The sequence below is a fragment of the Undibacterium sp. KW1 genome (assembly GCF_009937955.1).
Taxonomy (GTDB): Bacteria; Pseudomonadota; Gammaproteobacteria; order Burkholderiales; family Burkholderiaceae_D; genus Undibacterium.
Map to the genome: position 1 here is coordinate 5,946,484 of NZ_AP018439.1, position 23,663 is coordinate 5,970,146.

Annotated in this window: 20 protein-coding genes and 1 riboswitch; of the genes, 2 read left to right on the top strand and 18 right to left on the bottom strand. The window is 53.0% G+C overall.

Annotated features, from left to right (window positions below; all coding sequences use genetic code 11):
• The first annotated feature begins 132 nt into the window (after positions 1-132).
• Complete coding sequence (locus tag UNDKW_RS26880; RefSeq protein WP_162061269.1) at positions 133-2,013, top strand: sensor histidine kinase; 1,881 nt, start codon at positions 133-135, stop codon at positions 2,011-2,013.
• 4 nt (positions 2,014-2,017) lie between these two features.
• Positions 2,018-3,364 (top strand): sigma-54 dependent transcriptional regulator, encoded by a 1,347-nt coding sequence (locus UNDKW_RS26885; RefSeq protein WP_162061270.1) that lies wholly within the window; start codon positions 2,018-2,020, stop codon positions 3,362-3,364.
• Positions 3,365-3,385: 21 nt separating this feature from the next.
• Here the strand turns inward: UNDKW_RS26885 and UNDKW_RS26890 are convergent, their stop codons facing one another.
• The 18 genes from UNDKW_RS26890 to UNDKW_RS26975 all read right to left on the bottom strand — a co-directional run bounded on the left by UNDKW_RS26890 (position 3,386) and on the right by UNDKW_RS26975 (position 23,660).
• Entirely contained in the window at positions 3,386-3,817 is a 432-nt protein-coding gene (locus tag UNDKW_RS26890; RefSeq protein ID WP_162061271.1) for a chemotaxis protein CheW, read from the bottom strand.
• A gap of 12 nt (positions 3,818-3,829) precedes the next feature.
• Positions 3,830-4,300 (bottom strand): hypothetical protein, encoded by a 471-nt coding sequence (locus UNDKW_RS26895; RefSeq protein ID WP_162061272.1) that lies wholly within the window; start codon positions 4,298-4,300, stop codon positions 3,830-3,832.
• Between the two features lie 73 nt (positions 4,301-4,373).
• Positions 4,374-8,270: a response regulator gene (locus UNDKW_RS26900; RefSeq protein ID WP_162061273.1), complete on the bottom strand. Its 3,897-nt coding sequence runs from the start codon at positions 8,268-8,270 to the stop codon at positions 4,374-4,376.
• 70 nt (positions 8,271-8,340) lie between these two features.
• The gene (locus UNDKW_RS26905) at positions 8,341-10,146 is read right to left on the bottom strand and encodes a methyl-accepting chemotaxis protein (RefSeq protein WP_162061274.1); all 1,806 of its coding nucleotides are present in this window, start codon (positions 10,144-10,146) and stop codon (positions 8,341-8,343) included.
• A gap of 75 nt (positions 10,147-10,221) precedes the next feature.
• Positions 10,222-10,773 (bottom strand): chemotaxis protein CheW, encoded by a 552-nt coding sequence (locus UNDKW_RS26910; RefSeq protein ID WP_162061275.1) that lies wholly within the window; start codon positions 10,771-10,773, stop codon positions 10,222-10,224.
• A 42-nt stretch (positions 10,774-10,815) separates the two neighbouring features.
• Positions 10,816-11,181 carry a PleD family two-component system response regulator gene (locus tag UNDKW_RS26915; RefSeq protein ID WP_162043891.1) on the bottom strand — a complete coding sequence of 122 codons (366 nt, stop codon included), beginning with the start codon at positions 11,179-11,181 and terminating at the stop codon, positions 10,816-10,818.
• A 75-nt stretch (positions 11,182-11,256) separates the two neighbouring features.
• Positions 11,257-11,655 (bottom strand): PleD family two-component system response regulator, encoded by a 399-nt coding sequence (locus UNDKW_RS26920; protein WP_162061276.1) that lies wholly within the window; start codon positions 11,653-11,655, stop codon positions 11,257-11,259.
• Positions 11,656-11,657: 2 nt separating this feature from the next.
• Positions 11,658-12,164, bottom strand: coding sequence for a hypothetical protein (locus UNDKW_RS26925; RefSeq protein WP_162061277.1), 507 nt, complete (start codon positions 12,162-12,164; stop codon positions 11,658-11,660).
• Positions 12,165-12,202: 38 nt separating this feature from the next.
• A riboswitch (cyclic di-GMP riboswitch) is annotated at positions 12,203-12,287 on the bottom strand.
• Positions 12,288-12,451: 164 nt separating this feature from the next.
• Positions 12,452-13,180, bottom strand: a complete 729-nt coding sequence (locus UNDKW_RS26930; protein ID WP_162043893.1) for a pyridoxine 5'-phosphate synthase — start codon at positions 13,178-13,180, stop codon at positions 12,452-12,454.
• A gap of 434 nt (positions 13,181-13,614) precedes the next feature.
• Positions 13,615-15,615 carry an acetyl/propionyl/methylcrotonyl-CoA carboxylase subunit alpha gene (locus UNDKW_RS26935; RefSeq protein ID WP_162061278.1) on the bottom strand — a complete coding sequence of 667 codons (2,001 nt, stop codon included), beginning with the start codon at positions 15,613-15,615 and terminating at the stop codon, positions 13,615-13,617.
• Between the two features lie 135 nt (positions 15,616-15,750).
• Positions 15,751-16,779: a biotin synthase BioB gene (gene bioB / locus UNDKW_RS26940; RefSeq protein ID WP_370529059.1), complete on the bottom strand. Its 1,029-nt coding sequence runs from the start codon at positions 16,777-16,779 to the stop codon at positions 15,751-15,753.
• A 12-nt stretch (positions 16,780-16,791) separates the two neighbouring features.
• Positions 16,792-17,487: a dethiobiotin synthase gene (gene bioD, locus UNDKW_RS26945; RefSeq protein WP_162061279.1), complete on the bottom strand. Its 696-nt coding sequence runs from the start codon at positions 17,485-17,487 to the stop codon at positions 16,792-16,794.
• Positions 17,487-18,752 carry an 8-amino-7-oxononanoate synthase gene (gene bioF / locus UNDKW_RS26950; protein WP_162061280.1) on the bottom strand — a complete coding sequence of 422 codons (1,266 nt, stop codon included), beginning with the start codon at positions 18,750-18,752 and terminating at the stop codon, positions 17,487-17,489. Before bioF ends, bioD begins: the two co-directional genes overlap by 1 nt.
• On the bottom strand, positions 18,749-20,086 hold the full coding sequence (bioA, locus tag UNDKW_RS26955; RefSeq protein WP_162061281.1) for an adenosylmethionine--8-amino-7-oxononanoate transaminase: 1,338 nt from the start codon (positions 20,084-20,086) through the stop codon (positions 18,749-18,751). The genes bioF and bioA overlap by 4 nt, the downstream gene beginning before the upstream one ends.
• Positions 20,087-20,129: 43 nt before the next feature.
• The gene (locus UNDKW_RS26960; RefSeq protein WP_162061282.1) at positions 20,130-20,666 is read right to left on the bottom strand and encodes a DUF1569 domain-containing protein; all 537 of its coding nucleotides are present in this window, start codon (positions 20,664-20,666) and stop codon (positions 20,130-20,132) included.
• A 61-nt stretch (positions 20,667-20,727) separates the two neighbouring features.
• The gene (locus UNDKW_RS26965; protein WP_162061283.1) at positions 20,728-21,507 is read right to left on the bottom strand and encodes an enoyl-CoA hydratase/isomerase family protein; all 780 of its coding nucleotides are present in this window, start codon (positions 21,505-21,507) and stop codon (positions 20,728-20,730) included.
• Between the two features lie 44 nt (positions 21,508-21,551).
• Complete coding sequence (locus tag UNDKW_RS26970) at positions 21,552-22,022, bottom strand: hypothetical protein (protein WP_162061284.1); 471 nt, start codon at positions 22,020-22,022, stop codon at positions 21,552-21,554.
• Positions 22,023-22,037: 15 nt separating this feature from the next.
• The gene (locus tag UNDKW_RS26975; protein WP_162061285.1) at positions 22,038-23,660 is read right to left on the bottom strand and encodes a carboxyl transferase domain-containing protein; all 1,623 of its coding nucleotides are present in this window, start codon (positions 23,658-23,660) and stop codon (positions 22,038-22,040) included.
• Positions 23,661-23,663 lie beyond the last annotated feature (3 nt).

Genomic DNA, 23,663 nt, shown 5'->3' on the forward strand with positions numbered 1-23,663 from the left:
ACTGCGTGCCAGTCAGAAATATTTCATAAGCCCTTGTTTCTTAAGGAAATTCAATTTATGTCTCAGCAAAACTGTAAGCTTGCTATATAGTTGGCTGAAATTTACTATCAAGATGCTTAACAGCTACCGGCCATGAACGCCTACGGACTTTATTTTTTCTCACTTGCTTTGCAGAGCGTCATCAGCCCCTTGCTGGCTATCTGGCTTTGGGTAAGGGCAAGTCAACAACCAGGCATGAAGGCGCTGGCACTGTTTTGCGTGGGTATAGGCCTGTGGGCAACAGGGCAACTGGCCATCAACCTCGGTGATGCCAGGACTAGTGAACTGGGCAAGATACTGGTCAATACCGGCCCGGTGAATGCCGTGTTTTTCCTGCATTTTGTGCTGCGCTTTTTGGGACGCTTGCGACCAGCGAGCATCATCGCCTGGTATGCAGTAGCCCTGCTGGTGGTGCTGGGGATTAACATATTCGATATGGGTAGCCTCTTGCCCTGGCTGGAGTTCAAGCGCTACTACATCTTCCCGGTCTGGGGCTGGATACCCGGCATTTTTGTCAGCGGCCTGAGTACCTGGGCCTATCTGCTCTTGCTGATGGCCTGGCCTGCTGCTGCCCCCAAAAAACGGGGGCAGATCCTGGCCGCTTGCCTGGCTGGTGTCTGGGGTTCGCTCTCTACCCTGATGTTTTTGAATGCCTCGTTCGGCATCGCCATCTTCCCTTATAGCGTGATCCTGCTGCCGTTTTATGCCGTCTTGCTGGTACTCGGCATCCTGCGCTATGACATGATGGTGGTTAACCTGTGGGCCAACCGTTTCCTGGCCTGGCTGGCCCTGAGTGTGCTGACGGTAGCCATTGCAGGTCTGGTACTGAGCCTGGTGGCGCAAACCGGCTTCAGCCCGCTGGCGGCCTTGCCACTGTGGCAGCTATGGTTATTGGGCACTGCCATGCTGCTCATCATGCTGATACTGGAAAGGCCGGTGCGCAGCTTCATGGAAAAACTGGTCTTTCCCGGCGCGCATCTGGAAGCAGCCGTGCTCAGCAACTGGCGCATGCAGTTAGAGTCGGCGACGAACTGGGAGGAACTGGGCGCGGTCGCATCAGCGTTACTGGAAACCCATTTGCGCCAATCCATGCCTGTCTTGCTATTCCACGCTGGAGCACCCGACAGCAGCACTGCTGAGCAAACCTGCGTTATCTGTTACCGGCAGCAGGCACAGTCCGCCCACGCAGAATGGCATTACGAATTGCGACACTGGGAGGGAGCGACCCCCAGTGTGCAAAGAGTGGGCGCAGTATTCGGTGCCCTGCTGGCAGCAGCAGCCGGACGCCTTGATCAATTGTTGCGTTATGCAGAGCAGGAAAAACAGCGCCTGCAACAGGCGCATCTGACGGAACTGGGTGGGCTTGCTGCCACCGTTGCCCATGAATTGCGCAACCCCCTGAACATCATCAGCATGGCTGCCGTTTCCTGTTCTGCTGATGTACGAATTGACATACGCGAGCAGATAGAAAGAGCCGATCATCTGATACAGGATCTGCTCAGTTATTCCGGTGAGGTGCGTCTGAATTGCCAGCCTGTTGATATGGCAGAACTGATTGATAACATCATGGCGCAACTACGCCCTACTGCCATGGCGAATGGCGTACAAATCAGCAGCGATATCGAAGAAAATTTACACGGACATGTAGACCGCATGCGCACTGAGCAAATCCTCAATAATCTGCTCAGCAATGCACTGGCAATGTTACGCGGCAGAGCAGATGCGCGCATCCATATCGAAGCGTGTACAGACAAACAGATACTGAGACTGCGCATCTGCGATAACGGCCCTGGCATACCGGTAGAACAAAAAGCCGATTTGTTCCAGGCTTTCAAGAGCCGCCGCCCCGGCGGTACTGGCCTGGGCCTGGCGATAGTACGCAGGCTGGTGGAAGCCCATGGCGGCGGCGTTGCCCTGATCACTTGTCCCGGCTGGAATTGCTGTTTTGAATTTTATCTACCCACATCACCATGACACCATGAGCATGCAAACTATTTTACTGGTCGATGATGAGCCAGCTTTTCAACGCCTGTGCGGCAACTGGCTGGCCAGCCTCGGCTATATTGTCAAGGTAGCGGCCACGGCAGAACAGGTACATGCCTTGCTGGCGGAGAACAGCTTTGATCTGGTCTTGCTGGACCTGGCTTTGCCACCAAGCTTAACACCCGATGAGGGCCTGGCACTATTGCCAGCATTCGCACCTGTACCTGTAGTCGTCATGACTGGTCATGCAGACCGCGAACTGGCGTTACGTGCCATCAGCCTGGGGGCCTGGGATTTTTTACCCAAGCCACTTGATCCCGATATCTTGCGCGTGGTGGTAGATCGCGCCCTCAACAAAAGCCGCCTGGAACGTGAACTCGCAGTATGGCGCGCCCGCGCCCTGCCGGACGACAATAGCATGGGCCTGATAGGCATCAGTGCCGAGCTAGCAGAACTGCGCTCGCTGATACGCCGTATTGCGCCTACCGATGTACCAGTCATGATTACCGGCCCCAGCGGCACTGGCAAAGAGTTGGTGGCACGCGCACTGCATGCCCAGGGCAAGCGGGCAGGCAAAGCATTTATTGCGGTACATTGCGGTGCCATACCTGCAGAATTATTCGAAAGTGAATTATTTGGTCACTGCAAAGGCAGCTTCACCGGTGCCGACCGTGACCGCAAGGGACTGATCGCTGCAGCTGATGGCGGCACGCTATTCCTTGATGAGGTAGGTGAAATGCCCCTGCCCATGCAAGTCAAGTTATTGCGCTTCTTGCAGTCTGGCAGCTTCTTTCCCATAGGCGCGCGCACAGAGTTGCGTGTCGATGTGCGCATAGTCGCGGCGACGAACCGTGATCTGGCTGTCATGGTTGAAGAAAAAAGTTTCAGGGATGATTTGTATTACCGCCTCAAAGGCATACAGATGCGCACACTGGCACTGGCAGACAGGGCAGAAGATATTGCCCTGATAGCCCAGGCAATTGCGGCCAGATCAATACCGCCAAAACGCCTGACGGCTGCCGCACAAGAGTGGCTGGTATCACATGCCTGGCCCGGCAATGTCAGGGAATTACAGCATTGCCTGCAAACGGCAATGGCACTGGCCGGTGAGATGAACGAGATCGTAGTAGATGATCTGGCACTGGCTTGCGGTGAAGTTGCAAGCGATGCGCCTGCGGTGGATACAGGTTTATTGGAGGAACAGGTAGCGGCTCTGGAAAAGCGTCTCATCGTCGGCGCGCTGAATGACAACCAGCACAACCATACGCATGCAGCAAAACAATTGGGCATTTCACGCGTAGGCTTGCTGAACAAAATGCGCAGGTATGGTTTGCGTGAGTAAGCAACGCATGCTTACTCAGCACTAATGCGCGGCAGAAAAAAGGCGGCTCAAATCCAGCACGGGTATGCTTTGCCCCTGCTGCTCAAAACAGGAGATCGCCATTCCTTCCCAGCCTGCTTCATCGAGACTGCTGGCCTGATTATCATCAACCAGCACACGTACCGGCGGTGCCGCGAGGTGTATCGCACCCAGGCCTGCGGTATTACTGACAGCATCATGAAATGCCACCAGAGCGAGGATATTGCCCGTGCAGGCACGTCCCCCCAGGCGCACGGGGAGTTGCATGACGGGTACGGCATGTTTTTGCCAAAAGATGATCTCCCGCATGTGCGCGGGTGCGAGAGGCACCTCAAAGCTGTCTTGCGCATCCATGATTTGTATGAGCTCACGCTGGCCTATGGCGACTTGCCTCCCATCGCCTACGTCCAGTAGCCAGGCATTTGCGCTAGACATGTTCGTGCTCCATTAATGAGTAGCAGTGATTTGTGCGAAAGCACCATACTGCATTAAATGCCGGGCATCGCTGAGACAGGCCAGGCCGTTTTCAAATGGCATGACTGCCTGCACTGGCGTGTAGCCGGCACGCATGGCAACAGGCAAGGCATAGTCGCTGCCGGATTGCTGATTGAGTACCCTGACATCATCACACAGCAAACCCAGAAAACCCTTGCCAGTAGCCAGCATGACACAGGCGCGGCGTGCTGCAGGTATCTTGTCCAGGGTCTGCAGTTCACCATTCAGGCTTAATACCGGCCAGCTTTGTCCCAGGTAAGCGATGCGCCCTATGGCAGGCGCAACTGCATCCTGGCTGACCAGATCAACAACAGATTCCACTGCACAGACATCGCCCTGCGGCAGCATGAGCTGCATATTATCAATACGCAGCAACAGACGGTTGCGTATTTCTGTACTCATCCCCGGCATCATCGCTCCCATGATCAGGCTCCTGTCAGACGGTTAATATGCTGCAGCAAGGCATCTTCACTGAAGGGTTTGACGAGGTAGGCATCTACCCGGCGGCATCGCCCTGCTGCCTGTGTTTTTGGGTAGAACGTGAAGTGATCATGATGATGGGAATGCGCTTGTCGAGCTTGCGGGCGCGTACATGACTGGTCAGCTCCAGGCCATTCATGCGCGGCATTTCCATATCGACCAGGATCACGTCGGGCAGCACTTCATCAAGTATGGCAACCGCATCCAGGCCATCAATGGCAGTACGCACTTCATAACCGGCATCGCGCATGATCTGCGCAGTAGCACGGCGGGCTGACAATGAATCATCGACCACCAGCGCAGTACGCACATGGGCTGCCTGTGAACCTGTCTGTGCTGGCAAGCCAGCGTGGGCATTATCCAGATTGACATACTGCTGGGTAGATGCACGCAATAATTCTGGCAAATCAATAACCGGCGCGACGCTACCGTCACCGAGGATGACCGCACCTATCGTGCCCTGGATTCTTGGTACATAGCGACCAAACTTCTTGACCACGACTTCACGGCCATCGACCAGTTCCTGCACTTGTATTGCGCAGGTCGCGCCGGTATCGGTACTGACCAGCAAGACCGGGTAGCCATAGCTGCGCGCTTCCTTGCGATGGTCTTGCATGCCCAGCAAGCTATCGAGCTTCAGCAATTTATGCACTGCATCGCCAACGCGATAGACAGGCTGGTCAGCCAGCGTATCAATTTGTGCATCGGTGATGTAATGGATATCAATAATACGACGGCTGGAAATCGCCATCATGTGACCAGCCACGCGCGCCATCAAAGTATGCTCGGACAAGAGGCTGGCTGGCAGGCGCAATTCCACTACCAACCCTTGGCCAGCGACCGAGCGTAAATTCAACGAGCCTTTCATTTCCAGTATGCGTGCATGCACCATGTCCATGCCTATGCCACGGCCAGAAGTCTGGGTGCTGCTGTCGCGGGTGGAAAAGCCTGGCACGAGTATCAACCGAGCCAACTCTTCTTCAGACAAGATACGCTCGGCACTGATCATCTTGCGCTTCAAGGCGGTACGGCGTATCGCCGCATAATCCAGACCGGCACCATCATCCTTGCAACGGACGACAATGGAATTACCTTCGCGGGCAAAGCTCAGTTCTATCAGGCCATCTGCCGGTTTATTCGCAGCCAGCCTGCTGGCAAGTGTCTCTATGCCATGATCGACCGCATTACGCAGGATATGCATCAGCGGGTCTGTCAGGTCATTGAGCATATTGCTATCGATATTGGTATTCGCACCCAGGATGTTCAGGTTGACCTGTTTATCAAGCAGGCGACAAGTCTGGCGCACACTGCGTTGCAGGCGCGAGACGATAGTCGTGACCGGCACCAGCCGCGTACGTATCACGGCATGCTGGTTTTCCATTTGCAGGCGGCGCTGTACTTCCAGCAATTCAGCCAGGCCGTGCAATTGTTCGTCGATATGGCTGGACATTTCGAAAGCATCGGTGCGTGCCTCTACCAGTTGTGCGGTAATGGTATGCAGCTCGCTGTAACGTTCAAATTCCAGTGGATCAAAATCACCATCGGTAGTGCTGATGCTGGCCTTTTTCTGCGGGCTGCTCATGCCACGTACATCAACCAGAGTTTCGAGGTCAGCAATCAGTTTCTGGAACAGGATATCGTGTTTTTGTATGGCTTTTGATTGTTTTTGCGTTTGCTTCAATTGTTCCTGGATTTGCGCATTCGAGATAACATTTTCACCTGCGAGGCGCAGCAGTTCATCCACCACTTTCGCAGGTACACGCAACATCGGTTCAGCCGCATGAGAACCAGGTTCGACCAGGTCAAGTACAGCGCCAGAAGATTGCGGGAGCGGGGTATTTGCAACAGGCGCAGCGACTGCTACAGCTTCGCTGTGGACAACAAATTCACCACTGCGCATATAGCTGACATAATCGCAAATCTGTTGCAGCAGCTGTTGCGACTGTGCCGGCGCCGGTGCTGTACCGCCATCGACCACAGCCTCACCCATGGCTTCGAGACAATCGCCAGCCTCGGTCAGCAATTCTGCCAGTGCATTGTCGGGCAGGCTTTGTTTATCAGTGAGGACAATCAGTAAATCTTCCAGGTGATGGGTCAGGTTGGCGATACCTGCTATGCCTACGGTGTTGGCAGCACCCTTCAGGGTATGCGCGGCACGCTTGGCTTGCTCTATGTCCTGCATGCTGCCAGCACCATTTGAAAATTTTTCTATGGCGCTGGTGAAATTACCTACCTGCACAGGCAGTTCCTGCAAGAGACCATCGAATAATTCTGTATTCAAATCATCTGGCAGTTGTATGGACACATCGCCTGCAGTGATGGCAATGACAGCGGCTGCTTCATCTTGATGGTCTGCTATCAGATTGATATTGATGAGTTCTGCGAACAGCGATTCATTGCCGTCCATAACCGCAGTCAGTGACCAGCAAGAGTCCATCAACAGGGATAATAATTCCAGTGCCGCGATTTCTTCTTTGGGCGCCGACAGGTAGGCATTCAACTTCGCTGGCAATACGCCCAGCAAGCTGACTTGCTGCGCATCCAGCGCCTGTGTTTGGGTTGCGACCATGCCTGCCAGCAAGGACAAAAATTGATGCAAGGCAGTCAGGCCTATGGATTCTGAAGTAGCGGCGATGCGCAACAAGGCTTCGACATAATTCTGCAATGCCAGACTGCGCTGTTCATCATCACCAGATGCCACGACTGTTGCCAGGTCTTCTGCCAGCATATTACCCATGAGACCGAATTCTTTGGCGAATAGCGCCAGCATATCGCTACTGACTTCCTGCGCGGCAACGCTGGTCGTCTGCACACCACCCGCATCTAACGCCTCTTCTTCCCCCTCCTCTGTGCCTTCATGGTCCACGTCATCCCTGTTATCGCTCTGTTGCAACTCCGTGTAGGTAGCACCGTTTACTGCTTCTTGCCTGTTCCATGCCGGGTCATACACAAGATCGAGCACACTGGCTGCGACTTCTGGATTTTCTGCATCAGCAATTGCGTCCATGAGCATCAGCGGGAAGCGTTGCAGCAAATCCAGTTCGGTTTCATTGACAGGGTCTGCATGTGCGGACCTCATGATGACAACATCGGCAAAAGCCTGGCAGGCATCTGCCACTACGTGCAGGTTCAACTGACTTGCACAACTTGAAAAACCCAGCAACTGCGCCGCATAAGCTTGCAAGGTCGCCGCATCATTGTCACCACCCTGGGCAAAGTGTTCATCCGCAGCCAGGCTCATGATGAGTGCATCCAGCGCTTCATGTAATGCTGAAGTTGATGTATCTGCTGTATCTGCTGTATCTACTGTATTTACGTATACCGGGGATGTTTCTGGCTCAGTGATTTCTGCAGTTCCAGCTTGTGCCGCCTGTGCATTGTGTGCATCTGCTTGATTCAATAAAGCGATCTCTGCCGTGGCTGGCGCAGGTACCAGGAACAAAGGGGGAGGCTCTTCCACTTCAGCTACTGGCGTCAGCGGATCACTATTCAGCAGTTGCCTGAGCTCACAGGAATCACCAAGGCTCAAAGGAATAGGCCAGCTGGCTGTCGAAAGATGATCTATCAGGGTTTCTATATTCTTGTCGCCATGATTCAGGGCATGGCTGGCCAGCAAATCTGGCCATTCGCTAAGCAGATGATATTCTTCATCCGTGAGGCGGCGGTTCTGGTTATACAGGCTGATGAGGTTACGTTCTATCAGCGCACATACCCAGTGCAGGCCGGGCATGTCAGCAGCACTGGCTGCCGCGCGTATGCGGCGCAATTGCTCGATATAACAAGCCAGGGCACGCGTGACTACTGCAACATCGGTCGAATGCGTGGCATCGGTTTCCAGCGCGTTGAATACCTCATCAAGGGCGCCGAGGACAATATGGCTGAAATCTGTAGCCTGGTTTTCTAGCTGTTCCATACTGCCTCAGACGGGTGAGTTGGAAAGAAAGAAACCTGCGCAAATGCATGCGCAGGTTTGAGTGGTGGTATCAGGCTGCCAGTTTGAAAACGCGCACGGTGGACAATAACATCCTTGCATATTCCACCAGGTTGGTGGTTTGTGCCGACTGTTCATCAAGTTGCAAACTGGTTTGCTGATTGGTTTTCTTGATCTGTATCGCTCTGTCCAGCAATTCCTGGCTGGCCTTGGCCTGACCATGGGATTTGATGGCGATCTGCTGTACTGATTCCACCAGTTCAGTCGTCGCATTTTGAGTAGCCTGCATTTGCAAACCAGCCTGTTCTGCCAGACGGCTGCCTTCTACCACCTGGGCAATTGCCGAGTTCATGGTATTCACCGTATCTGAGGTTTCCAGTTGGATGTTATTGACCAGGCCGGAAATTTGCAGCGTCGCTTGGCGCGCATTTTCTGCCAACCTTTGCACCTCATCCGCAACCACCGCAAAACCACGACCGGCTTCACCGGCTGAGGCAGCATGCATACTCGCATTCAAAGCCAGGATGTGGGTACGTTCTGCAATCGCGTTAATCAGACCGACCACGCCGGAAATTTCTTGTGAACGTTCACCCAGGCGTTTAATCCGTTTTTCTGTTTCACGTATGATGTCGCGGGTACTGTTAATACCACCCACGGTACTGGTTACCGTATCCATCGCCAGTTGTGTTGAGCGTATCGCATTGTCAGCAGCGCGGTTGCAGGTTTGAGCCAGGTCAGCAATATTGCGCATTTCTTCAGAAGCGGTCGATAATGAAACGGTAGTGTGTTCCACTTCCAGTCTTTCTTCTGCTGCTGCGGCCATCACGTTGTCGGACTGGGCTTTCACTTTCAGCGTGGCTTCTGTCACGTCGGCAGAAATATTACTTACATCACGCAACACTTTGGCAGTTTCACTGGTCAGCATGTTCAGGGCATCGGATACTGCACCTGTCACATCGGCAGATACCGGTACTTTGACAGTCAAATCCCTGCTCGCGAGTTGCGCCACCGCCTGCAGCAAGACCAGCACGGATTCATTGAGTTTTTCATTTTCATCTTCGATGGATTTGCGGCTGGCTTCACGTTCATCCACCATCCTGTCGAACTGGCGTGAGAGTTTGCCAATTTCGTCCGGTTGAGTGCTGCGCGCCCTGACGCTGGCATCACCCTGTGTCAATTTCTGCATAACGCCGATCAGATGTGATACCGGTTTGGTAATACTACGCGTCATCCAGTAAGCAACACCTGCTGCCAGCAAGATGGACAAGGCTGCCACCAGGGCCAAAATGTTTTTCGCACTCAGGTAAGTGCTGTCGGCTGCGGCACCATCCTTGTTCACCAATTTTGTTTGGTAGTCGATCAAGGCATCCATGGAAGAAAACCATTTCTCCTGATCGGCTTGCAGGTTGCCAAGCAGCCAGGCTGTGGCTTCAGTCTTTTTACCTTCAGTCGCCAGGCGCATGAATTCCCTTTGCGAAGTACCATATTTGGTACGTGCTTCAGTCGCTGTCTGGAAGATGCCTTTTTCTTCATCGCTGGCAATCAGTTTTTCAAAACCGGCGATGTTTTCTTCCTGGTTCTGTCTGCGTGACAAAATCAGTTGCTGTTCTTTTTCCACTGCCGATTGATCGTTCAGGAGCAGCATATTACGCATGGAACGCGCATTGGCATTAACATTACCAAGCATCTTGTAGGCCAGCACAACTTTAGGGTAGCTACCATCCACAATGCGGTGGGTACCATCATTGATGCTCTTCAGGTTGGACAGGGCCAGCCAGGCCGTTACCGCCAGCAGCAAGAGCACCGCTGTAAATCCCAGACTGAGCCGGATACCAATATTCGGAGTACGTAATTTCATTTTGCTCTCCACAAGAAAAACATCAACAAAGACTGCTTTGTCAGATCAACAGAAGGGAATCAGCCAGGTATCGCGTCAGGTATCCGTACTACGGCTGAGTTTTTCGAAAAAACTTTCATGATTGAAGTCCAGCCAGACCTTGTCATCCTTGACGAAAGCGGCTGGCACATAAGCCTCCAGCGTGGCTGGCAATTGCGGCATCTGGGTAATGGTGCGCAATTCGGTCAGCGGTTGCGGATAGCTGTCTATCAGCATGCCAACGGCGTTTTCTGCCTTGTCCAGTATCAGGAACAATTTTGACGGCGTGACTTCTGACCTGCGGCCACTGAGTACCAGTCCCAGATCAAAGATGGGTACCAGATTGCCGCGCAGGTTGATCAGCCCCAGCAGGAATGCCGGGGCCCCAGGCAGGGGAGCGACTGCCTGGGGTCGTATGACTTCACTGCCTGTTTCGGCCCTGATCAGCAGGTTCAGCGAAGCAACACGATAACCATAGCGCTTTCTTTCCATGAGCGGTGCTACATCGCTCCACAGCAAATCACCCGGAGGAGTAAAGCGTTCCAGCGCAACGCTGGGCGGCAGCCATTCTTTGGATTGCGCTGTATTGCCGGATGTAATCAGACTCATGGCAGCTCCCTGCGTGAGTTGGCAGCGATCGGAAATCAGGTGTCAGGCAGCGATCTTGAGCTGCTCTATGATCTGATCAGCGGTATAAGGCTTGGCGACATAGCCTTTTGCACCTTGCAACTGACCCCAGATTTTGTCGGCCTTTTGCGATTTGCTGCTGACAAAGACGATGGGTATGCCCTTGGTGGCAGGGTCCTGGGTCAGGCTGCGACAGGCTTCATAACCATCCATTTCAGGCATGACGATGTCGAGGAAAATGATGGATGGTTTTTCTGCCTTGGCTTTTTCCAGGGAATCCTTGCCACTGGAAGCCGTGACCACCATATAGCCAGCATCCGTCAGGATGGCTTTGATATTGGCCAGTTCAGTAGCGGAATCGTCAACAACGAGGGCTTTTTTCATGCTCATGATGTACTCCATGTATAGATCAATCAAGCGCCCTGCTCCCCAGGGCATAGGTAAGGATGCTGATGCAGACTGGCTTCAGGTTCCCATGGCCAGTCCGTGGCTCTTGTCCAGACCTGTGCTCTCATCCACAGTGCTCAGGGTCTTTTCTACAACTGCACGAAATTTCAGATGCTCAACTGGCTTGGTCAGATAACTATTGCAACCCGAGAGGGAGCCACGTATACGGTCAAAGGGGGAGGACTTGCTGGTCAGCATGACCACAGGTGTACGCTTGGTTTGCGGATGGCGGCGTATGATCTTGCAGATTTCATAGCCATCAGCACCAGGCATGACAATGTCGAGGAAGATGATGTCGTAGTTTTTCTTTTCCAGCATCTGCAGGGCTTGCTCGCCTGTCTCAGCGCAGTCAGAGGCGATTTTCATGGAGCGCAATTCAAGGTCTATCTTGATTCTGGCAGTGGGGCTGTCATCCACGATCAGGGCACGGTGACCACCCTGCAAGACCGAGGCTGGGGGCTTTTTTGCAGCAGGGGCTGCACATTAGCTGCTTTGTCCATTTCTGCTTTCTGGGCAACTGCTGCGCTGACGGGAGATGTTGCAGGCAACACCTTTTCCAGTTCATCTGCTACCTGGTCCAGCAAGGCCAGCATCTTGGTAGGAACCAGAGGATGCAATAAATGATATTTGCCAGGCTGTGCCTTGCCTGCATTGGAAATGAATACCGTTGCAGGTTCGGGGATACTGCGTGTTTCTATAAGTTCCTGTAAAGCTGCCCTGGCCTGGTTATTATCCGGATCGAGTATGACGATATCCGGGTCGCCAGCCTGGCTGGCATCGAACAAGGCATAGGAATGCCTGCGTCCACTCGCCATGGTCAGGCTAAGCACGCTGCGCACCAGACGCAATTCATACTCAGACAAACCGAACACACTAATCAGAATTTTTTTAGAAGCGCAGGGGAGCGCCGTAGAGATGCTGTTCATGAGCACATGCCTCTTAACGAAAAACCGCCTATGCGGAATACGGTACCTGGCTGCCCTGCCGTGTTTAGCGAGGGCCCTGTAGTTTTGCGTCCCACGCTTTCGGGTGGTTTGCCTTTAAACAACGCTCACATTCTCACTATGGATTATCTCTTGTACATAGTGAAGAACATCAGCCACAGTGCTTCGTGTGAAGCACCGTTACCCCAATGTAGTTCAAGAATTTGCAGGCTTCAAGGAAAAAGTTAACATTTTTTTGCTTTTCTTTTTCCTTGCAAAAGGTACAAATTTCAGCCGCGCTGGCAAATTTTTGCATACTTTGTCAGCACCTCAACCATGCCCTGCTCCAGGCATTCGACGATGACTGCATGGCCTATGGATACTTCGAGTATGCCGGGTATGGTCAGGAACCTGGCCAGGTTGTCCAGATTCAGATCATGCCCGGCATTGACGCCCAGACCTGCATCCTGGGCACGTTTGGCGGCGGCGGCAAAGCCTTGCAATATCTGTTCACCTTTTGCTGTGCCAAAGTGCTCTGCATAGGGCTCTGTATATAATTCGACACGGTCGGCACCGAGTTCTTTGGCCAGATGCATGTCCTGATTGTCGTAATCAATAAACAGGCTGCTGCGTATGCCCAGCGCCCTGAGTTCAGCCAGCACGGGGCGCAAGAATTCAGCATCCTTGCGCAAGTCCCAGCCATGGTCAGAAGTCAGCTGGTCCGGAGCATCCGGCACCAGCGTGCATTGCGCAGGCTTGTTGCGCTTCACGACGTCGAGGAATTCTGGTGCCGGATAACCCTCTACATTCAATTCCACGCCACGCGCCTGACACAGCACACCCAGAGTTTCCACATCACTATACCGCGCATGCCTTTGATCCTGACGCGGATGCAGGGTAATGCCATGTGCACCGAGGTCCAGGCAGCGGGCAGCAAAGGCTTGCACATCAGGATAATTACGGCCACGTGAATTGCGCAGCAAGGCGATTTTGTTGATGTTGATGGAGAGTGCGGTCATGGTGATTCCAAAGTCTGGGCAAGGTAATGAAAAATTGCTGGAACAATTTTCTGTTCAGGTATTCATCATGGACTTGCTTGCGTGTTTGTACAAGTAACACAGCGGGGTGATTTGTTGGTTCATCTGTTTTTTTATAACTAACACTCATCTGATGAAATGCGATTAAAACTCCCTCCCCTTCAAGGGGATGTCGTCGGGGTTTCACAAAGCTAGCTTTGTGCCGACAGAATCCAAGTCGCTTGCAAGCGGCGCGGTGGACGGGTTGGGGTGGGGATGGGTTTCGGTTAATGAAACACTTAATTAATTTGCGAAGGAAACCCGTCCCCATCCCCGCCTTCCCCTTGAAGGGGAAGGAGTGTATTCACATTTTTTTGCTACTCTATAAAAAAGCCAGCACAACTGTGCTGGCTTTACGGTACAAACTCCAGGCAAGCTTACTGCTGGAAAGCCAGCAACTGCGCACCCTCAGCCACCTGGTCACCAATCGCATACAAGACTTCATCAATGACACCATCATGCGGTGCAGAGATCGTGTGCTCCATCTTCATCGCTTCCATGATCAGCAGGGCATCGCCCTTCTTCACTTCCTGTGTCTTGTTGACGAGCACGGCAACGATCTTGCCTGGCATGGGCGCTGTCAGGCGGCCAGCTTCAGCCTCGGCTTCACCGGCATGCGCCAACGCATCTATGTAATGCAGGTCAGTGTGCCTACCCTGGCTGAACACATGGAAATGCTCACCATCGCGTACCACCGTAGCAGCCACGGTCTGGTCGGCGATCTTGATGACAATATCATTTTCATGCGCGAGTGCCAGCCTGACTTGTGCTGTCGCTGTACCGGCCTGTACTTGCCAACCGTCTGCCAGGTAAGTCACCTGCACTTCATGCGTCTGTTCTTCTTCCGTGAACTGCAGGCTACGTTGCATGAGGCTGTTCATGCGCCAGCCATGGCTGGATTGCCATGGGTCGCTGCTACCGTTTGTGGATTTTTCTGAGTTCAACAGGGACACAACCGCCAGCGCCAGCGTCGTCAGGTTCGCTGCTACTGGTGCCGGGAACAGTTCTGCCTGATTACGTTCTATCAGACCAGTATCCAGGTCTGCGCCAGAAAAGGCCGTGCTGGTGACCAGGCGCGACAGGAAGGCGATATTGCTGTTCAAACCGACGATCTGGTATTGCGCCAGCGCCTGCGCCATGCGGGCCAGTGCTTCTTTCCTGTCCTTGCCCCAGACTATCATCTTGGCGATCATGGGGTCATAGAAAGGTGAAATCGTATCGCCTTCACGCACGCCGCTATCGATACGGAAAGCCGCCGGATCTGTCGCGCCACCAAGTTCAAAATTCACTGCAACAGGGGTGCGAGCATGACGCAAAGTACCTATCGATGGCAGGAAACCTTTTTCAGGATTTTCTGCATAAACACGTGCTTCTATGGCGTGACCGTGGATCTGCAATTCGCTTTGTTGCAGCGGCAGTTTTTCACCGGCAGCAACACGTAATTGCCATTCAACCAAGTCAGTACCGGTGATCATTTCTGTCACCGGATGTTCAACCTGCAGACGGGTATTCATTTCCATGAAGTAGAAAGAACCATCCTGGTTGGCGATGAATTCCACCGTACCGGCACCCACATAACCAACTGCTTTTGCCGCAGCTACGGCGGCATCACCCATGGCAGCGCGGCGTTCTGCCGTCATGCCTGGAGCTGGCGCTTCTTCCAAAACTTTTTGATGGCGGCGCTGCACCGAGCAATCGCGCTCAAACAAATAAACGCAATTGCCGTGGGTATCAGCAAATACCTGGATTTCTATATGACGTGGTCTTTGCAGATATTTTTCTGCCAGCACTTTGTCATCGCCAAAAGAGTTGATGGCTTCACGTTTGCAGGATGCCAGTGCATCCTTGAAGTCTGCCGATTTTTCAATGACACGCATACCCTTGCCACCACCACCGGCACTGGCTTTCAGCAAGACCGGATAACCGATACGGTCAGCCTCGGTATGCAAAAAATCAGCATCCTGGTTATCGCCATGGTAGCCAGGTACCAGCGGCACATTGGCTTTTTCCATCAGGGATTTTGCCGCAGACTTGCTGCCCATGGCCTCTATCGCCGAGGCTGGCGGGCCTATGAAGGCAATGCCATTCTTGGCACAGGCTTCAGCAAATTCACTGTTTTCTGACAGGAAGCCATAGCCCGGGTGTATCGCCTGCGCACCCGTCGCCAGTGCGACTTGTATGATCTTGTCGGCACGCAGATAACTTTCCTTGGCGGCAGCAGGGCCTATCAATACTGCCTCATCACAAACAGCGACATGCTTGGCATTAGCATCGGCTTCGGAATACACAGCGACAGTCTTGATGCCCATGCGGCGTGCGGTAGCAGCAACACGGCAAGCAATTTCGCCACGGTTGGCGATAAGGATTTTGGTAAACATGTCTCTAACCTTTTGGGTGGATGTATCTACGATAATTGACTACGATTTTCATCAGAGAAAAGCACATGCCTTTCTCTGTGTCTCCATTTTTTCTCTGTGCACTCTGTGCTGAAGATTTGCGGTTTAAGGTTTTAATCAGGAGCAACTACCCGCTTTAGCCTCAACCTTGCCACGCGTCTTCAAGCCCAGTTTGTCGAGCAGTACACGATCATCCTGCGCTTCAGGGTTAGCCGTAGTCAGCAATTTATCGCCGTAGAAAATCGAATTCGCGCCAGCCAAAAAGCACATGGCCTGCACTGCCTCACCCATCTGACGACGGCCAGCAGACAGGCGCACACGCGCCTTGGGCATGGTGATACGGGCAACAGCTATCGTGCGTACAAATTCCAGCGGATCAAGAGGGTCCAGGCCATGCAAAGGCGTGCCTTCTACCTGCACCAGATGATTGACAGGCACGGATTCTGGATAGGGATTCAGGTTCGCCAGTTGCGCGATCAGGCCCGCGCGCTGGCGGCGTGATTCACCCATGCCGACGATGCCACCACAACAGACTTTGAGGCCAGCGCTGCGTACATGGCCCAGGGTATCGAGCCTGTCCTGGTAATCGCGGGTGGAAATCACATTGCTGTAAAACTCAGGGGCGGTATCGAGATTGTGATTGTAATAATCTAGACCCGCATCTTTCAAACGCTGTGCCTGCTCTTCCTTGAGCATGCCCAGAGTAGCGCAGGTTTCCAGACCCATGGCCTTGACTTCGCGCACCATGGTTTCTACTTTTTCCATGTCGCGGTCTTTAGGTGAACGCCATGCTGCGCCCATGCAAAAACGGGTTGCGCCGTTTTCGCGAGCTGCTTTGGCGGCATCCAGCACTTCGCGCACATCCAGCATTTTCTTGGCTTCTACGCCAGTGTCATAACGTGCCGCTTGCGGACAATAGCCGCAGTCTTCTTCGCAACCACCGGTCTTGATGGACAAGAGTGTCGCCAGTTCTACATCACCATCAGGGAAGTTGGCGCGATGTGCAGTTTGCGCCCGGAACATCAAGTCATTGAAGGGCAAATCAAACAGGGCCAGTACTTCATCCACGGGCCAGGTCTCGGCTTCTATCTTCTTGACCGGTGGCTGGAATTGCATGGCTTGCAAAGTCGTATCAGTAGCTTGCATCTTTGTTTCCTTTTACTTCAATTGACTCAAATCCAGATACGAGGCAGCGACTTTTGCCTTCTCGTGATCAGGAACATTCAAACGGGGAATATGCCCCAGCATGGGTGCTGCTATGCGTTCACGCAGGGCGGCAATATTTTCTTGCGGGTACAGCATGTTGGCATCAACGGTATTGGCAACCCAGCCTGCCAGCCTCAGACCGCGGGCGGCGATGGCTTCGACTGTGAGCAACGCATGATTGATGCAACCGAGGCGCATGCCAACCACCAGTATCACTGGCAAACCCAGGGCTTGTGCCATGTCAGCCGTTGTCACTTGCGCATTCAGGGGCACACAAAAACCGCCTACGCCTTCCACTACCACGGCATCTGCCTGTTCACGCAACTGCTGATAGCTGCTGACGATATGCGGCAGCTCTATCTTTACATGCTCCAGCTCCGCCACGATATGCGGCGCTGCCGGTGTCTGCATCAGGTAAGGACATACCAAAGCCAGCTCTGCCTTGACACTGGCAGCCGCAACCAGCACATCGACATCTTCATTATGCAAGATACCGTCACGCATTTCTGCACCAGCGGCGATCGGTTTCATGCCCACGCTTCGCAAACCTTGCTCCTGCATTGCATGTAGCAGCGCAGCGCTGACCAGGGTCTTGCCTATCTCGGTATCAGTGCCGGTCAAGAAAAAGTCATGCTGCCGTTTTTGCATCAGGCCACCTCAGCAAAACACTGGGCCACATAACTCATCTGGTCGAGGCGGTTAATCGCCTGCACCAGTTGCAGGACCTGGATTTCTGTATGCGCAGCAGACAGAGTCACGCGCAGGCGAGCCGTCCCAACAGGCACGGTAGGTGGGCGTATCGCCCCTACCCACAGCCCCTGGTCCATGAGGTTGCCAGCCACTCTTAGCATGGCGGCATTGTCACCAATGAGTACAGGTTGTATCGCAGTGTCCGATGGCATGCCTTGCCAGACTTGCAGATGCAGGCCATCGCTAAACAGGCCTATCAGTTTTTGCAGATGTGCACGTCTTTGCTGGCCTTCTTCACCTGCAATGATATCGATGCTGGTCAGCAGTGCATGCGCCAGTGCAGGTGCGGCAGCGGTCGTATAGATATATGCGCGGGCGCGTTGTACCAGCCATTCAATCACGGTAGCATCAGCCGCGACAAAGGCCCCACCGACACCGGCAGCCTTGCCCAGGGTACCCATGTAAACCAGATTCGGTGACTTGATATTCAGGTGCTCCAGCACGCCACGTCCATGCTGGCCCAGCACGCCAAAACCATGGGCATCATCGACGATGAGCCAGGCATCATAGCGCTCGCAAATTGCCAGCAGGGCCCCCAGTTCTGCGATATTGCCATCCATGCTGAAGACGCTGTCGGTGACAACAACCCTGTGCTTGGTCTTGCATTGTTGCAGCATGCGTTCCAGCGCTGTGTAATCGCGGTGCGGAAATACCTGCACGGTGGCACGCGAGAGACGTGCACCATCAATCAGGGAAGCATGGTTCAGGGCTTCAGAAAATACGGTTGTGTCTTTATTGATGGCCAGCGCCGTGATGACCGCCAGATTGGCCATATAGCCCGTGCAGAAATACAGGGTGCGGGCGTTATCAATATGCGGTGAGACAAACTCGGCCAGTCGTTCTTCCAGCACAGCGTGCGCGCGGCTATGGCCGCTGATGAGGTGTGATGCACCACTACCTACACCGTACAGCGCAGCACCTTCCTGCATGGCTTCTGCCAGTTTGGGATGTGCTGCCAGGCCGAGGTAATCATTGCTGCAAAATGCCAGCAAGTCACGGCCATCGACTTTCATGTTTGGTGCTGATGGTGTTTCCACCGTGCGTCTTTGACGCAATAAATGTTTTTGATCCAGCACGGCCAGCTCTTGCTGCAAACCTTGTATCAGGGATTTGCGTTGAGTCGCTATGCGTATGCCTGGATTATTCTTGCTGCCATCTGTCATGCCATTACCTCTTCAAATACCAGTCTGGTTTTATGTGCCAGCAAGCTCATTTCATCCTGCTCAAGGATGTAGGGCGGCATCATATAGACTGTGCGACCTATAGGCCGCATTAATAATTCCTGCTTCAGAGCCGCAGCAAAAAAGCGGCGGGAAAATGTTGCTGCGCGTTCTGCATCATCGACCACCGCATCAAAGGCGAGGATCATGCCTTGCTGGCGGAAGTGGCGCACGCGCGCATCATTTTTCAAATCAACAAAAGCAGTGTTCAAGAATTCTGCTTTGACACGGTTATTTTGCAAGACCTTGTCATCTTCAAATATCGCCAGTGTCGCCAAGGCTGCACGGCATGCCAGTGGATTACCGGTATAGGAATGCGAATGCAAAAAGCCGCGCCTTACATCGGCATCATAAAATGCCTGGTAGACAGCATCCGTCGTCATCACCAGTGACAGCGGTAAATAACCGCCACTGATACCTTTAGACAGGCATAAAAAGTCTGGCCAGATATGCGCTGATTCACAGGCAAAGAAAGTACCGGTGCGGCCACAGCCTACGGCGATTTCATCAGCAATCAGATGCACCTGATACTGGTCGCATAATTCACGCAAACGTTTCAGATAAACAGGGTCGTGCATGGCCATGCCAGTCGCGCATTGCACCAGTGGTTCTATGATGACGGCAGCAATCTTGCCTGCGCGCTCCTGCAATTTTGCTTCCAGTGCAGCGGCTGCACGCAAGGCCACATCGGCAGCAGTTTCACCCGCTTCAGCCAGACGCGCATCCGGTGACGCAACGACATGCGCACGCTGCAACATGGGGCCATAGGCTTCACGGAACAGGCTGACATCAGTTACCGCCAGCGCCCCCACGGTTTCACCATGGTAGCTGCCCTGTATGCAAATAAACTCTTGTTTTTCAGTCTGGCCACCATTGCGCCAGGCATGAAAACTCATCTTCAGGGCGATCTCGACTGCCGATGCACCATCCGACGCATAGAAGCAATGGCCGAGTGCATGATTAGTCAGGGCCGCCAGTTTTTCTGATAATTCGACCACAGGCGCATGGGTAAAGCCGGCCAGCATCGCATGCTCGAGCTTATCAAGCTGGTCTTTCAATTCTGCATTGATACGTGGATTTGCATGGCCAAACAGGTTGACCCACCAAGAGCTGATTGCGTCAAGATAACGCTTGCCTTCCATATCAAACAGCCATGCGCCGCGGCCATGGCTGACGGGTATCAGCGGCACGGTTTCATGATGCTGCATCTGGGTACACGGGTGCCATACATGTTGCAGGCTGCGTGTTACCCAGTCATTTTCTTGATTCAAATTCATTCCAGACAAATTTTACGATTGAAGCTCACATTTCATATCACGTTCAAGCCACGGACTGCGTAGTTTGAATGAGCTTCAAATGATTCTCTATATGCATGACATGAGCCTGGGCAAATTCTGCCTTGCTCAAACTGCCATAAGCAAAATGCGGCTTGATCTCACCCGCATAGTTTTCAAATTTTTGTAATGCCGCAATCAGCATATCGATACCAGCATTGACATCGCCGCTCTCGGCAATTGCTGGCGCACCTGGTATGGGCTCAGTCAGGTTATGCGTCATTGCACCGGCGACTGAAAAAGCATAAAAGGCTGCACTACCTGCCGTTTTCTGAAAGGCTGCCGATTTCATTTCGGGATAACCCGTCATCGAATACTCTATGCTCTGCGCCAGATGCACAAAGACTTTATAAGGCGGCCAACCGGATAGGTTAGCGAGTTTATTCAATTTCAGACTGGCAAGTTTTGCCTGCATCTCTGGTATTGAAGTGAAGATTACTGTCGATTTGCGATAGGTCACCGCGCCCGCTGCGGCCAGCAAAGATACGGCCAGTCCAGTCAATACCAGTCTTCGCTTTGTCATCTTTACCAGCTCCTTTCCACTCTATTCTATTCTTGCGATCCGCTTGATCTTCAAGCCAGATTCAACTTAACCAGTTTGGCTTACGTTTTTCCAGGAAAGAACGTACACCTTCACGACCTTCATCCGATGCGCGTATCTGCGCTATACCTTCTACCGTTGCTGCTATCAGCGCTGGTGTCACTTCACGGCTGGCAACATCCTGTACCAGACGCTTGGCCTGCTTCACTGCATTCGGGCTGTTGCTAACCAGCGCGTTGACAATCTCGGCCACTTTGGCATCCAGTGCCTCGGCCGTCACCACTTCATGAGCAAAACCCGTGCGATGCGCCTCTGCCGCAGTAAAACGCTCGGCAGTGATGAAATAACGGCGCGCCGCGCTTTCACCCATGGCCTTGATAACATACGGCGAAATCGTCGCCGGTATCAGGCCCAGCTTGACTTCACTGAGGCAAAAATTGGCCGTATCTACACTAACCGCAATATCGCAGGCAGCCACCAGCCCCATGCCACCGGCATAGCAATCACCTTGCACTTTGGCAACTACCGGCTTGCTACAGCTATAAATGGTATGCAGCATTTCTGCCAGTTGACCAGCATCCGCGAGGTTTTCCTCATGGGTGTAATCGGCCATCTTTTTCATCCAGTTCAGGTCTGCCCCAGCACAAAAAGCAGGACCATTCGCGGCCAGCACAATAGCACGAATGCTGTCATTCGTATCCAAATCGCGGAAAACCTGGGTGATCTCTGCTATGGTCGTTTCATTAAATGCATTGCGTACATCGGGGCGGTTCAATGTGACTGTGGCCAGATGATTTACAATTTCAATATTCAAGGTTTCCATTTTTTCAATCTTTTCCTTCTTTAACACAGCCTATTTTCACTAGCCTATTTTTTCAAAGGTGCGCACTTGGCACCATTTACAGTCCGGTTAAACATTGGCACGGGAAGCACATTGTTCACGTCTGTCGCATCGACTATACGTGTAGTGCAGGCCCTGCGGCCAGTTAGCGTATCCAGAACATAGACATGATCAGCAATCGGGAAAAAACTGAAATTAGCTTTGCATGAGCTAATGCCTATCAACTCATCATATCCAAATGTTACCAACTTGCCCGCTGGCAGCTTGGTCGCCGTTATATTCGTATGTGCAGCATCATCAATGATAGTTTTTGGACCTGAGCAAGATTCTGCATCATCGTAGATATACAATTTAACACCCGCCCCTTTCGCCGTTGTCATCCTGACCGCAAGATCAGCTACCGCGCCATTTTGCGGTGCTACATATGGTGTAGCCACACAAGCGCTGAGTGCCAGGACAAGGCTGGCCATGAGCAATGAAGGGATATTTTTTTTCATGAATATTGCCTTGGCTTACATGCGGAACACGCCAAACTTCACATCCGGTATCGGTGCATTCAAGGCAGCCGATAAACCCAGGCCCAACACCATGCGGGTATCTGCGGGATCAATCACACCGTCATCCCACAGGCGCGCGGATGCATAGTAAGGATGACCCTGGTGTTCGTACTGCTCCTTGATAGGTTGCTTGAAAGCCGCTTGTTCTTCGGCTGACCAGCTACCGCCCTTGCCTTCAATGCCATCGCGTTTTACTGTCGCCAATACGCTGGCCGCCTGTTCACCGCCCATGACGCTGATACGGGCATTTGGCCACATCCACATGAAGCGTGGCGAGTAAGCACGACCACACATGCCATAGTTGCCTGCACCAAAACTGCCGCCTATGATGACGGTGAACTTGGGTACATTCGCCGTCGCTACGGCAGTCACCATCTTGGCACCATTGCGGGCTATGCCTTCGTTTTCATATTTGCGGCCTACCATAAAGCCGGTGATGTTTTGCAGGAAGACCAGAGGTATCTTGCGCTGGCAGCACAGTTCTATGAAGTGCGCGCCCTTCAATGCCGATTCCGAAAACAGGATGCCATTGTTGGCAATAATGCCGACCGGCATGCCATGAATATGCGCGAAACCGCAGACCAGGGTAGTGCCATAGCGCGCCTTGAATTCGTCAAAATGGCTGCCATCGACGATGCGGGCAATCACTTCACGCACATCAAAAGGCTTGCGGGTATCGACAGGTATCACGCCATACAGTTCAGAAGCCGGGAACTTGGGTTCTTCGACTTCTTTCATGACCACGGTTTGTGGTTTCTGGCGGTTCAGGTGCGAGACGATGGTGCGCGCCAGTGACAGCGCATGCGTATCATTCTGCGCCAGATGATCAACGACACCAGACAGGCGGGTATGCACATCGCCCCCACCGAGGTCTTCGGCACTGACGACTTCACCGGTAGCGGCTTTCACCAGCGGTGGGCCACCGAGGAAAATCGTGCCCTGGTTCTTGACGATGATGGACTCATCACTCATCGCTGGCACATAGGCACCACCGGCTGTGCAGGAACCCATGACCACCGCAATTTGCGGTATGCCCTTGGCCGACATATTGGCCTGGTTGTAGAAGATGCGTCCAAAGTGATCGCGGTCAGGGAAGACATCATCCTGGTTAGGCAAGTTCGCGCCACCGCTATCGACGAGATATATGCAGGGTAGATTATTTTGTTCGGCAATTTCTTGCGCGCGCAAATGTTTCTTGACGGTCAGCGGATAATAAGTGCCGCCTTTGACTGTCGCATCATTACAGACGATGATGCATTCCTGCCCGGCCACGCGGCCTATGCCAGTGATGACACCGGCAGATGGAGCGGCATCGGCACCGCTTTTTTCTTTGTACATGTCGAAAGCAGCGAGTTGCGAAAACTCCAGGAAAGGCGTGCCTGCATCGAGCAGCATTTGCACACGGTCACGCGGCAAGAGTTTGCCACGGGCCAGATGTTTCTTGCGTGCTTCATCGCCACCACCAAGTGCAATTTTGGCGATCTTTTCTTTGAGGTCATCCACCACGGCCTGCATGGCCGCTGCATTGGCTTTGAATTCTTCACAGCGGGGATTGAGTTTGGAATCTAAAGTTGTCATTAT